General features: G+C 59.2%; 13 protein-coding genes. 7 read left to right on the top strand and 6 right to left on the bottom strand.

The features are described 5' to 3' along the window. Positions 1-36 precede the first annotated feature (36 nt). Both ACA051_RS12805 and ACA051_RS12800 read right to left on the bottom strand, forming a co-directional pair. Positions 37-1,527: an aldehyde dehydrogenase gene (locus ACA051_RS12805; RefSeq protein WP_497375062.1), complete on the bottom strand. Its 1,491-nt coding sequence runs from the start codon at positions 1,525-1,527 to the stop codon at positions 37-39. Positions 1,528-1,715: 188 nt separating this feature from the next. Beyond that, positions 1,716-3,092 (bottom strand): glutamine synthetase family protein, encoded by a 1,377-nt coding sequence (locus tag ACA051_RS12800; protein ID WP_497310130.1) that lies wholly within the window; start codon positions 3,090-3,092, stop codon positions 1,716-1,718. Positions 3,093-3,372: 280 nt separating this feature from the next. Between ACA051_RS12800 and ACA051_RS12795 the strand changes: the two genes are divergently transcribed. The 5 genes from ACA051_RS12795 (at position 3,373) to ACA051_RS12775 (ending at position 8,761) form a co-directional block, all read left to right on the top strand. Beyond that, entirely contained in the window at positions 3,373-4,134 is a 762-nt protein-coding gene (locus tag ACA051_RS12795) for a gamma-glutamyl-gamma-aminobutyrate hydrolase family protein (RefSeq protein WP_497375060.1), read from the top strand. A 346-nt stretch (positions 4,135-4,480) separates the two neighbouring features. Next, positions 4,481-5,623 carry a polyamine ABC transporter ATP-binding protein gene (potA, locus tag ACA051_RS12790; protein ID WP_497375058.1) on the top strand — a complete coding sequence of 381 codons (1,143 nt, stop codon included), beginning with the start codon at positions 4,481-4,483 and terminating at the stop codon, positions 5,621-5,623. A gap of 29 nt (positions 5,624-5,652) precedes the next feature. Continuing rightward, positions 5,653-6,534, top strand: a complete 882-nt coding sequence (locus ACA051_RS12785) for an ABC transporter permease subunit (protein ID WP_497310579.1) — start codon at positions 5,653-5,655, stop codon at positions 6,532-6,534. Beyond that, positions 6,531-7,415 carry an ABC transporter permease subunit gene (locus ACA051_RS12780; protein ID WP_497310127.1) on the top strand — a complete coding sequence of 295 codons (885 nt, stop codon included), beginning with the start codon at positions 6,531-6,533 and terminating at the stop codon, positions 7,413-7,415. Before ACA051_RS12785 ends, ACA051_RS12780 begins: the two co-directional genes overlap by 4 nt. Before the next feature lie 248 nt (positions 7,416-7,663). After that, positions 7,664-8,761 carry a polyamine ABC transporter substrate-binding protein gene (locus tag ACA051_RS12775; RefSeq protein ID WP_497310126.1) on the top strand — a complete coding sequence of 366 codons (1,098 nt, stop codon included), beginning with the start codon at positions 7,664-7,666 and terminating at the stop codon, positions 8,759-8,761. Between the two features lie 254 nt (positions 8,762-9,015). On the opposite strand, the gene thpR is transcribed toward ACA051_RS12775, so the two are convergent. Beyond that, on the bottom strand, positions 9,016-9,555 hold the full coding sequence (gene thpR / locus ACA051_RS12770) for an RNA 2',3'-cyclic phosphodiesterase (protein WP_497375056.1): 540 nt from the start codon (positions 9,553-9,555) through the stop codon (positions 9,016-9,018). Positions 9,556-9,615: 60 nt separating this feature from the next. Between thpR and ACA051_RS12765 the strand changes: the two genes are divergently transcribed. Further along, positions 9,616-9,810 (top strand): hypothetical protein, encoded by a 195-nt coding sequence (locus ACA051_RS12765; RefSeq protein WP_497310124.1) that lies wholly within the window; start codon positions 9,616-9,618, stop codon positions 9,808-9,810. A gap of 14 nt (positions 9,811-9,824) precedes the next feature. Here ACA051_RS12765 and ACA051_RS12760 read toward each other — a convergent pair whose 3' ends face one another. Together ACA051_RS12760 and ACA051_RS12755 are read right to left on the bottom strand one after the other, a co-directional pair. After that, positions 9,825-10,178 (bottom strand): DUF1428 domain-containing protein, encoded by a 354-nt coding sequence (locus ACA051_RS12760; RefSeq protein WP_497310123.1) that lies wholly within the window; start codon positions 10,176-10,178, stop codon positions 9,825-9,827. A gap of 16 nt (positions 10,179-10,194) precedes the next feature. Continuing rightward, positions 10,195-11,262, bottom strand: coding sequence for a hypothetical protein (locus ACA051_RS12755; protein ID WP_497310122.1), 1,068 nt, complete (start codon positions 11,260-11,262; stop codon positions 10,195-10,197). A gap of 402 nt (positions 11,263-11,664) precedes the next feature. Here ACA051_RS12755 and ACA051_RS12750 point away from each other — a divergent pair, with 402 nt between their 5' ends. Continuing rightward, complete coding sequence (locus ACA051_RS12750) at positions 11,665-11,934, top strand: hypothetical protein (RefSeq protein WP_497310121.1); 270 nt, start codon at positions 11,665-11,667, stop codon at positions 11,932-11,934. Here ACA051_RS12750 and ACA051_RS12745 read toward each other — a convergent pair. Then, a complete protein-coding gene (locus ACA051_RS12745) occupies positions 11,931-12,569 on the bottom strand; it encodes a Vgb family protein (protein WP_497310120.1) in 639 nt (212 codons plus the stop codon). The genes ACA051_RS12750 and ACA051_RS12745 overlap by 4 nt on opposite strands. Positions 12,570-12,595 lie beyond the last annotated feature (26 nt).

Below are 12,595 nucleotides of genomic sequence, written 5' to 3'. Positions count from 1 at the left end.
GCAGCGTGCCGGCGACCGTCGCTTTTTTTATAGGTATTAGAGCTTGATCCAGGTCGCTTTGAGTTCGGTGTATTTGTCGAACGCGTGCAGCGATTTGTCCCGACCGTTACCCGACTGTTTGTACCCGCCGAACGGCGCGGTCATGTCGCCGCCGTCGTACTGGTTGACCCAGACGCTGCCGGCGCGCAGGCCACGAGCGAAGGTGTGGGCCTTGCTCAGGTTGCTGGTCCACACACCGGCGGCCAGACCGAAGATGCTGTCGTTGGCGATGGCCAAGGCTTCTTCAGCGGTGTCGAAGGTGATCAGCGACAGCACCGGGCCGAAAATTTCTTCGCGGGCGATAGTCATGGCGTTGGTCACGCCGTCGAAAATTGCCGGTTCCACATACAGGCCGCCGGTGCTTTCAAGGGTGCGGCTGCCGCCAGCGATCAGTTGCGCGCCCTGGTCTTTGCCGACCTGGATATAGCGCAACACGTTATCCAGTTGACGCTGGTCGACGACTGCGCCGACGGTGGTTTCCGGGTCCAGCGCGTGCCCCGGTTTCCAGGCTTGAAGGGCTTCCACCAGCAGCGGAATGAACTGCTCGCGGATCGAACGCTCCACCAGCAATCGCGAACCGGCAGTGCAGACTTCGCCCTGGTTGAAGGCAATCGCGCCGGCCGCTGCTTGTGCTGCCGCGCGCAAATCTGGCGCGTCGGCAAACACCACGTTTGGACTTTTTCCGCCGGCTTCGAGCCAGACGCGTTTCATGTTGCTTTGCCCGGCATAGATCAGCAATTGCTTGGCAATCGCGGTCGAGCCGGTGAAAGCCAGCACATCGACGTCCATGTGCAACGCCAACGCCTTGCCGACGGTGTGACCGTAACCCGGCAGGACGTTGAACACGCCTTTCGGGATGCCGGCGTCAAGCGCTAGTTGGGCGATGCGAATCGCGGTCAGTGGCGATTTTTCCGATGGCTTGAGGATGAACGAGTTGCCCGCCGCGAGTGCCGGGGCGAACTTCCAGCTGGCCATGATCAACGGGAAGTTCCACGGCACGATGGCGGCGACGACACCCGCAGGTTCGCGGGTGATGAGACCGAGTTGGTCGTGCGGCGTGGCGGCGACTTCATCGTAGATCTTGTCGATGGCTTCGGCGCTCCAGCGGATCGCGTTGGCGGTCGCCGGGATGTCGATGTTCATCGAATCGTTGATTGGTTTGCCCATGTCGAGGGTTTCGAGCAGGGCGAGCTCTTCCTGGTTGGCCAGGATCAGGTCGGCGAAGCGAATCAGGATGCGCTTGCGCTCGGCCGGGGCAAGGTTGGTCCAGATACCGGACTCGAAGGAGCGGCGCGCGACGGCGACGGCGGCATTGGCGTCGGCTTCATCGGTGCTGGCGACGTTGGCCAGGAAACGGCCATCGACCGGGCTCATGCACTCAAAGGTGGCGCCGCTGAGTGCCGAGCAGTACTGGCCGTCGATGAATGCGCGGCCTTCGATAGTGAGGGACTGGAAGCGTTGCTCCCAGTCGCTGCGAGTGTTTGTCATGGTTGTGACTCGACGCAGAGGAATAGTTGATCGTGTTAACTGCTGGCATGAGCGATGAGCAACCTGTGGCGAGGGAGCTTGCTCCCGCTGGGTCGCGAAGCGACCCCTCTTTCTACCTAAAAAAGAAGGGGACTGCTGCGCAGTCCAGCGGGAGCAAGCTCCCTCGCCACAGGTTTAGTGTCAGCCCGTTAAACGGTGTGCAAGTACCAGTTGTACTCAAGGTCCGAGATGGAGTTCTCGAACTCGGCCAGCTCGCTTTCCTTGCACGCCACGAACACGTCGATGTACAGCGGGTCGATGTATTTGGCCATGACTTCGCTGTCGTCCAGCTCGCGCAGTGCATCGCGCAAGTTGTTCGGCAGGCTCTGCTCGTTCTGCTCGTAGCTGTTGCCTTCCACCGGTGCGCCCGGCTCGATCTGGTTGGTCAGGCCGTGGTGAATGCCAGCCAGTACAGAAGCCATCAACAGATACGGGTTGGCATCGGCGCCGGCGACGCGGTGTTCGATGCGTACCGAATCCGCGGAACCGGTCGGCACACGCACCGCCACGGTACGGTTGTCGATGCCCCAGCTCGGCGAGTTCGGTACGTAGAACTGCGCGCCGAAACGGCGATACGAGTTGACGTTCGGGCACAGGAAGGCCATCTGCGCCGGCAGGGTCTCGAGCACACCGCCGATTGCGTGTCGCAGCGCGGCGTTCTGCTCGGGATCCTCGCTGGCAAAGATGTTGTTGCCTTCTTTGTCGAGAATCGAAATGTGCACGTGCAAACCGTTACCCGCCTGGCCCGGATACGGCTTGGCCATAAACGTGGTGTCCATCTCGTGGTCGTAGGCGATGTTCTTCACCAGACGCTTGAGCAACACCGCGTAGTCGCAGGCCTTGATCGGGTCGTTGACGTGATGCAGGTTCACTTCGAACTGCGCCGGGGCGCTTTCCTTGACGATGGCGTCGGCAGGAATGCCCTGCTCTTTCGCGCCTTCGAGGATGTCTTGCAGGCAATCGACGTATTCGTCCAGGTCGTCGATCAAGTACACCTGGGTCGACACCGGACGCTTGCCCGAGACCGGCGAACGCGGCGACTGCGGACGACCGTTCACGTTGTCCTGGTCGATCAGATAAAACTCGAGTTCGAATGCCGCGCAAATGGTCAGGCCAAGTTCGTCGAACTTGCGCACCACATTGGCCAGCACTTCACGCGGGTCAGCGAAGAACGCCTCGCCTTCGAGTTCGTGCATGGTCATCAGCAACTGCGCGGTTGGACGCTTTTGCCACGGCTCAATGCTCAGAGTGCCAGGGATGGGAAAGCAGATCCGGTCAGAGTCGCCGATGTCCAGACCCAGGCCGGTGCTTTCCACCGTGGAGCCGTTGATGTCCAGAGCAAACAGAGACGCCGGCAGGTTGATGCCTTTTTCGTAAACCTTATGAAGACTGGTGCGTTCGATGCGCTTGCCGCGCACCACACCGTTCATATCCGCAATCAGAAGGTCGACGTACAAAACCTCAGGATATTTCTTAAGGAATGCGTTTGCTTCGTTGAGTTGAACGGTACGCAGAGGGACCGACATGATGCACCTATTAGCTGTTAATTATTATGTTCACTACCTTGTTGCGAGCCCAGTCAACCCGAACGGCAAAGTGAAGTCAATAGCGAACACCTGGCCTTTCCACCTATATTTTCTGGCCTTTTTGGGGGGCTTGAGTGCCAGAACGGTCTTGAGCGCCGTGTAAACCCTCAGGATCGGACGATCGGCGTTTAGAATTTTTTACATGAGAGTTGTTAATTAAAATCAACAAGGCTAAGCTCCGGAAAAGCTCGTTCAAGTGTGAAACTTCGAGGTGATAAAAATGGCATTCAAGCCATTGATCGGCGTTACAGCGTGCGTCAAACAGATTGGCCTGCACCCCTACCACATCAGCGGCGACAAGTATTTGCGTGCTGTCTGCGTTGCGGCTTTGGGGCTGCCTGTGATCATTCCATCCCTAGGCGAATTGACTGAAATCGAGGATGTGCTCGCGCATCTCGACGGTCTGCTGCTGACCGGCTCTCCCTCGAATGTGGAACCCTTCCACTATCAAGGCCCGGCCAGTGCCCCCGGCACGGATCACGATCCGGCGCGGGACGCCACCACCCTTCCTTTATTGCGTGCAGCCATTGCGGCGGGCGTGCCGGTGCTCGGCATCTGCCGCGGTTTTCAGGAAATGAACGTGGCGTTCGGCGGCAGCCTGCACCAGAAGGTGCACGAACTGCCGGGCATGCTCGATCACCGGGAAGCGGACAGCCCCGAGCTGGCGGTGCAATACGCCCCGGCGCATGCGGTGACGGTGCAACCGGGTAGCGTGTTCGAAGCGCTGGAGTTGCCGACCGAGTTCATGGTCAATTCGATTCACAGCCAGGGCATCGACCGCCTCGCGCCAGGCCTGCGCGCCGAAGCGATTGCGCCGGACGGTTTGATCGAGGCGATTTCGGTGAAGCACAGCCAGGCGTTTGCCGTCGGTGTGCAATGGCACCCGGAATGGCAGGTCCTGTCGAACCCGCCCTACTTGAGCATTTTCCAAGCGTTCGGTGATGCGTGCCGGCGACGGGCCGCGTTGCGTAAAACCCGCTGAGTCAAAACCCGTTTACTGCCCCCGCGAGTCAGGCGGGCGTGTCTTTGCGCGCCCGTGACTTGCGACAACAACACACTGCGATAACAACAAGTACCACCAGGCAGCCAGGACGGCGGCGCCGAATAAGCCCGAGCGGTATGGATCAGGCGAGCGCAATCCTTGTAGGAGCGAGGCTTGCCCGCGAAGGCGGTGTATCAGGTAACGATGATGTCGACTGACACTCCGTCTTCGCGGGCAAGCCTCGCTCTTACAGGGTTCGCGCTTCGACTGAAACTATCCGGGCTTGCAATCAACTATTAAGTCAGGCCGCGTTGGCCCGACGACTGAAACCTGTTGGGAGTTTCACATGGCAAACGCCTCCAGCATCTACAGGAAGGCTCTTGAAGGTCACCAGGCACCAAAAAAGGTGCTGGTGAAAGTCGACCGCGTCACCAAGAAGTTCGACGAAACCACCGCAGTGGATGATGTCTCGCTTGAGATCCATCAAGGTGAAATCTTCGCCCTGCTCGGTGGTTCCGGCTCCGGCAAATCGACCCTGCTGCGCATGCTCGCAGGTTTCGAGCGCCCGACCGATGGCCGGATTTTCCTCGACGGTGTCGACATCACCGACATGCCGCCGTATGAACGGCCGATCAACATGATGTTCCAGTCATACGCCTTGTTCCCGCACATGACAGTGGCGCAGAACATTGCCTTCGGCCTCAAGCAGGACCGTTTGCCCGCCAGCGAAATCGACGCCCGCGTTGAAGAGATGCTGCGCCTGGTGCACATGACCCAGTACGCCAAACGCAAACCCCATCAATTGTCCGGTGGCCAGCGTCAGCGCGTGGCCCTCGCCCGCTCCCTGGCCAAACGTCCGAAGCTGTTGTTGCTCGATGAACCGATGGGCGCACTGGATAAAAAGCTGCGTTCGCAGATGCAACTCGAGCTGGTGGAAATCATCGAGCGGGTCGGCGTGACCTGCGTGATGGTGACCCACGACCAGGAAGAGGCCATGACCATGGCCGAGCGCATCGCGATCATGCACCTGGGCTGGATCGCGCAGATCGGCAGCCCGGTCGACATTTATGAAGCACCGGTCAGCCGCATGGTCTGCGAGTTCATCGGCAACGTGAACGCCTTCGAAGGCACGGTGGTGGAAGATCTTGAAGGTCACGCGATCATTCACAGCCCAGACCTGGAACAGAAGATTTACGTCGGTCACGGCGTCAGCACCTCGGTGCAGGACAAGTCGATCACCTACGCGATCCGCCCGGAAAAAATGCTGGTCAGCACCCTCAAGCCGGACACTCGCTACAACTGGTCCCAAGGCAAGGTGCATGACATCGCCTACCTCGGCGGTCACTCGGTGTTCTACGTGGAGTTGCCTGGCGGCAAAGTCGTGCAATCGTTCATGGCCAACGCCGAACGCCGTGGCGCGCGACCGACCTGGGACGACCAAGTCTACGTGTGGTGGGAAGACGACAGCGGCGTGGTACTGCGCTCATGAAAACACTCAATCAGCAGTTCATGCGGCTGATGCCGAGTGGTCGAAAGCTCGTCATCGGGATTCCTTTCCTGTGGCTGTGCCTGTTTTTCCTGTTGCCGTTCTTCCTGGTGATGAAGATCAGCTTCTCGGAAGCGGCGCTGGCCATTCCTCCTTACTCCGAGATCTACACCTTCGCCGAGCAGAAATTCCAGCTGCTGCTGAACATCGGCAACTACTCGCTGCTGACTCAGGATGAGCTGTACATCTCGGCCTACTTCGGTTCGTTGAAGGTCGCGTTTTTAAGTACGTTGATGTGCCTGGTGATCGGTTTTCCGATGGCCTACGCCATCACCAAGGCCAGCAAGGAAACGCAAAACGTTTTGCTGTTGCTGATCATGATGCCGACCTGGACCGCGATCCTGATCCGCGTCTACGCGTGGATGGGCATCCTCAGCAACAACGGTTTGCTCAACGGTTTTTTGATGTGGACCGGGCTGACGGATCACCCGATCGAGATCCTCAACACCAACACGGCTGTTTATATCGGTGTGGTTTACGCCTACTTGCCGTTCATGGTGCTGCCGCTGTACGCCAACCTGGTCAAGCACGATCAAAGCCTGTTGGAAGCGGCGTCTGACCTGGGCTCAAGCAACTTCAACAACTTCTGGAAAATCACCGTGCCGCTGGCCAAGAACGGCATCATTGCCGGCTGCATGCTGGTGTTCATTCCGGTGGTCGGTGAGTTCGTGATTCCGGAGCTGTTGGGCGGCCCTGAGACACTGATGATCGGTCGCGTGCTGTGGCAAGAGTTCTTCAATAACCGCGACTGGCCAGTGGCATCTGCCCTGGCGGTAGTGATGCTGTTGATCCTGATTGTGCCGATTCTGCTGTTCAACCGCAGCCAGGCCAAAGAGATGGAGGCACGGGGATGAAACGTTTCGGATTTTCAAAGTTCATGCTGATTTTCGGCCTGTCGTTTATCTACCTGCCGATGTTGATTCTGGTGATCTACTCGTTCAACGCTTCCAAACTGGTCACTGTCTGGGGTGGCTGGTCGTTCAAGTGGTACGCCGGCCTGCTCGACAACACGCAACTGATGGGCTCGGTGGGGCGCTCGCTGGAAATCGCCTGCTACACGGCGATTGCGGCGGTGGCGTTGGGAACGTTGGCGGCATTCGTGCTGACTCGCGTGACGCGCTTCAAGGGTCGCACCTTGTTTGGCGGTCTGGTAACCGCGCCGTTGGTGATGCCGGAAGTCATCACCGGTCTGTCGCTGTTGCTGCTGTTCGTGGCGATGGCGCAGTTGATCGGCTGGCCGATGGAGCGCGGCATCGTCACCATCTGGATCGCCCACACCACGTTCTGTGCGGCGTATGTCGCGGTGGTGGTCTCGGCGCGTTTGCGTGAGCTGGATTTGTCCATCGAAGAAGCGGCGATGGACCTTGGGGCGAAGCCGTTCAAGGTGTTTTTCCTGATCACCATTCCGATGATCGCGCCGTCACTGGCGGCCGGCGGCATGATGTCGTTTGCCCTGTCGCTGGATGACCTGGTGCTGGCGAGCTTCGTGTCCGGACCGGGTTCGACGACGTTGCCGATGGAAGTGTTTTCGGCGGTGCGTCTGGGGGTGAAGCCTGAGATTAACGCCGTGGCCAGTCTGATTTTGTTGGCCGTATCGATCGTGACCTTCATGGTCTGGTACTTCAGCCGCCGCGCCGAAGCCTCCCGCAAACGTGCGATCCAGGAAGCGATGGACCAGACCGCGAGCGAATCGTGGCAGCAACCTGAAAAGCGAATGGTGGAAGCCACGGCGTAATGCCGTTGTTGATGAGGTAACTGAACTTCATCCTGTGGCGAGCGAGCTTGCTCGCGCTGGGCTGCGAAGCGGCCCCAAGATTTCTGGCAACCCTGCCAATTTGTGAGTGCTGCGCACTCAAGCGGGAGCAAGCTCCCTCGCCACAGGTTTTGCGTGTACTCCATAGGTTTTGTATTTGCTGCACTGGTTTTATGTTCACTGCATGTTTGCTGTGTGTTTTTGAATAAAAAGAGAATGGAGTTGTACCGATGAAAATGTTTGGCAGGACTCTGCTGACACTGTCCTTATTGGGCGCGATTGCCACCGTTGCCCAGGCCAATGACAAGGTTCTGCGCGTCTATAACTGGTCGGATTACATCGCCCCGGACACGGTCAAGAAGTTCGAAGACGAGACCGGCATCCGCGTGACCTACGATGTGTTCGACAGCAATGAAACCCTCGAAGCCCGCCTGCTCGCCGGAAAATCCGGCTACGACATCGTGGTGCCGTCCAACAGTTTCCTGGCCAAGCAGATCAAGGCCGGGGTCTATCAGGAACTGGACAAGTCGAAGCTTTCGAACTGGAAAAACCTCAATCCTGTGCTGCTGAAAAACGCTTCCGCCAGCGACCCGGACAACGGCCACGCGTTCCCGTACATGTGGGGCTCGATCGGCATTGGCTTCAACCCGGCCAAGGTCAAGGAAGTGCTCGGCGCCAATGCACCGACCAATTCCTGGGACTTGCTGTTCAAACCGGAAAATGCGGAAAAGCTGAAAGCTTGCGGCATCAGCTTCCTCGACTCGCCTACCGAGATGATCCCGGCGGCCCTGCACTACCTGGGTTACCCGGTGAACTCGCAGGACAAGGCTCAGATCGCCGAAGCCGAAGCACTGTTCATGAAGATTCGGCCGTCGGTGGCGTATTTCCATTCGTCGAAATACATCTCCGACCTGGCTAACGGCAACATCTGCGTCGCGGTCGGTTACTCCGGCGACGTGCTGCAAGCCAAGGCGCGTGCCCAGGAAGCGGGCGATAAAGTGAAGATCGATTACAGCATTCCGAAAGAAGGGGCCGGCAGCTTCTATGACATGGTCGCGATCCCGAAGGACGCGGCGAACGTGGAAAACGCCTACCTGTTCATGAACTTCCTGATGCGCCCGGACATCATCGCAGAGATCACCAACAACATCGGCTACAGCAACGCCAATGCGGCGGCCACGTCGTTGGTGGATGAGGCGATCCGGGATGATCCCGGGTCGTATCCGCCGCAAGCGGTGATGGCGACTCTGTATGCGATCCCGGATATGCCGATCGGCGTTCAGCGCGTCATGACCCGGGGCTGGACGCGGGTGAAACTCGGGAAATAATTGCGCGCGCGCCTGTAGGAGCGAGGCTTGCCCGCGAAAGCGGTGTTCCAGTCACCAACAATGTTGAATGTGACGGCCTCTTCGCGGGCAAGCCTCGCTCCTACAGGGACACAGCATTGACCCAAAATATGGGGTGATCTCTCGATTTCCGTTCACGCAGCGCCTTACCACCGCTGCACTCCTCTCTGACGAACGGCCTCACCTGGCTTCCTCGGTTAAGGTGAATTTAGGCGCCCTCCTCGGGCGCCTTTTTTTTATGCGGGGACGAGCGGCCATTCGGCCAGCGCTCGATACAGTCCTTTGTGGGACTCAAACAGGACAAAGCGATCAGCCCGCAGGAAAAATTCGGGCGGCGTCGCAGACTCAGGCACCGGCATTCGATAATCACGCATCAACGTCAGGTGCGGCCGAAACGCCTTCGGCGCCTCCTCAACGCCAAACGGCAACATCGCCTGCTCCAGCGCATACACCAGCCGCAACAACTGCGGCGGTGCCTGCTCCGGCGCCAGGACCAGCACCCCTGCCCTGCGCCAGACCTCCATTCGATCCAGCGCCAACCTCAGCGGAGTACCCGGTATGCGAACCTTTCCGGCCGCCGTGCAGATCTCGCCAATCTGCGCCACCGCCACAGCCCCCAAAAACAACAACGTCAGGTGAAAATTTTCCGCTGGCACCGGACGCCCGCTGCGCAGCTCAAGGGCGCTGCGCCACTGGGCAATGACCTTGCGTTGCGCCGGCGGGCAGTTGAGTGCGAAAAACAGCCGCTTGAACGGTTCACGGGATTCGTCAGTCATGCCTGGCAGCTCCTGACATGCACGTTATAGTTGAACCAACCGAATCAACGGGAGGGGGCCATGCGACAGATCATCAGCAAAGAGCCATGGTGGGCAATGCCACCGAAACCGGGGCAGGATGAGTCCGAGCTGGAATGGGGCTGGCTGGTTCACTATAGCGAGGGTGAGCCGCGCTTCGAATTCGTCAGGGAGCGGCCGACGGACAGCGAGATCCGCAACCGCAAAAGTTGCAGGATCACCCCGACGCCGGAGTGATCCTTTCGTCGGGATCAGGCCTTCACGATCATTTCAAAACCACCAAAGACCAGGCGCTGGCCATCGAAGGGCATCGGATTGACGTCCGGCTGCATCCGCGGATCGTTCATCATTTTGTCCATGCCCGCATTACGGGTGGCCTTGTCCGGCCAGATAATCCAGCTGAACACCACGGTTTCGTCTTCCTTGAGTTTCACCGCCATGGGAAACGACGTTACTTTGCCGTCCGGCACATCGTCACCCCAGCATTCGGTGACGCTGAGCGCGCCGCATTCCTTGAAAATAACCGCAGCGGTTTCGGCGTGTTTCTTGAATTTTTCGCGATTGACGGTGGGGACGGCAGCGAGGAAGCCATCAACGTAGGACATGGTGTTTCTCCTTCGGTTATGGAACGGTCTGCTGGGTAGTCGTTTCCATCGGGCTCCAATCGACAGCGCCGCCGCCCGAACTGACCGACGGCACGTCGGCGCTCCCCGCCAGGTTGCCCTCGATCTGCGCCGCCATGTACAGCGTCCCCGCCATAACACCGGTGGTCGGGTTCTGCACCAGTTTCATCCAGGCCTTGTCGAACGTGTTGCCCAGGCTGCTGCGAATCAACGCTTCGCTGTCCGGCCGGTCGTTGGCCTGAATGATCGCCCGAACGCCTGCTACCCCTACCGAAATCAGGGCGCCGGCCAGTTTACCGGCTACCGCGGCCACCGCACTGGCCGCCCCTCGCGGGGCCATCTCGGCCTCCATCCGCTGGCTGGCGCGCTTGGCCACCGGTGCCATCGCCGTATCGGTCGAATCAACGCCCTTGTCGCCGCCTGCCTTGTGGATTTTCTCGATCAACGCCGCGTACGCCGGCAACGTATTCAGCGGTTGGGTGTGCACGACCTGATACAACGAAGCATCGCGCGCAGGCGGCGGTCCCAGTGCAATCGCGGGGATTTTCTGGATGCGGCCATTGAGCTGGGCCATCGGCACGCCGTGGCGCTGGGAGATTCGCTGCAATTCTTCCTGAATAATGTCCACGTAGAAGGCTGTTGCCAGGCCGAGGATTGCGTCGGGATCGATCTCTACTGCGACCGGCGCCAGCACGCGCTCCTGATATTGCTCCAGCAGGTAGGCCGCCAGGCGCTTGGCCGAGGCATCCTGCTCGCCCTTGGCGCTGAGGCTGTACCAGCTGACCTTCACCGATAGCCATTCCTGGGTCCAGTAACTGCTGAACCAGGGAATGAAGTTCTCTTCGGTCAGTTGATAGACCCGCGTGCGCCAGTAATCCATGGCGCCGCGAGCGTAGATTTTGGTCTGTTCGGTGGCGGACTGCGACGCGGCGACAATCTCCTGGTCCACCTGGCGCCAGGTGCTCTCGGACACCACCACGATCGGCGCCACCACCGGGGCACGCACGGGCGTGGCGCAACCCGCCAACACCACCATCACGGCGACGATCAGCGAACGCAGGTTCAAGATCGCGGTTCCTACAGAGTTCCCCGGACGGTATGTCCGGTGTTCAAAAGCGTATTTATTTGAGTATAGGCGGCGGTAATTGTTCGCTTGGGATTGGGGGTGTTTTCAAGGGCCTCATCGCTAGCAGGCTCGCGCCTACAGTGGATCGCGGTGAACTCAACATTGTGGGAGCGAGCCTGCTCGCGATGGAGCCCTGAAGATCACCATCAACGGCGTCGATACTCACCATCGCGACGATTGCCTTCCGCTAAAAAACCGCCAAGCGCAGGATCACCCCATCCCAAGGCAAAACTTCACACAGGAGGGGAAAATCATGTTGATCCATCTACTGACCTGCCTGGCCCTGACGGGCGTAACGCTGACTGTTTTTTCCTACATCGTCCTCGCCGAGGAGCGCAGATCATGATCCACGCCATCAGCCTTTCCGTAAGCTTCCCGGTGTTCGGCAACAACTTCTATTCGCAGGCATTCGTCTCTCGCAAAGAGCTGTCACTGGTGTTCGACAAAAACTTCGAGGCGTTGCTGATACCGGCAGCCGCGAACCACTTCAATAACGAAGTGGTCGGGCTCAACGATCAGTTCCGGTTTCTCAATGACATATTGGTTGAACACCTGCTGGAGATCGAACTGGCCCAGAGCGCACCCCGGTCTTCGCGTCAGTTCACGTTTTAGGATGAGGCGGGCCGACGAACGGCCCTCACTTTCCCGCTATTGCCTCCGCCACAGAAAAACCGGTCCGCGCCATCGGATTCAAGCCCCGATACGCCGACACCGGCTGGCAGCGTGACACTTTCCAGCACCTCCCCGGTGTTCGGATCTACCCGCCGCAATTCACCTTCCTCACCTTCCCAAGTGCCGTGCCACAGCGCGCCGTCAACCCAGGTCACGCCGGTGACGAAGCGGTTGGATTCGATTGTGCGAAGAATCTTGCCGGTGTCAGGGTCGATTTGATGGATCTTGCGTTCGCGATACTGGCCCACCCAAAGCGTTCCTTCAGCCCAGGCGAGCCCTGAGTCGCCACCGCCGCCGGGCGCAGGAATGGTGCCGAGTACACGGCCATTCAAAGGATCGATCTTCTGAATGCGATCCTCGGCGATCTGGAACAGGTGCTGGCCGTCAAAGGCCGTTCCCGCATGCGCGGCGACATCGATGGAACGAGGTGTCTTACCGCTTGCCGGGTCGAGGGCGTTGAGTTTTTCTCCAGAGGCGAACCAGACGTGCTGACCGTCATAAGAAACGCCATGCACGGTGTCGACGCCCGGAAAGGGTCCGTATTCGCGGATGATCTCGGCAGATGATTGCTTCATGGTTGCATCCTCTTCATTGGGTGGTG

Source organism: Pseudomonas sp. LBUM1669 (assembly GCF_059695705.1).
This window is presented reverse-complemented; position numbering and strand designations above follow the sequence as displayed.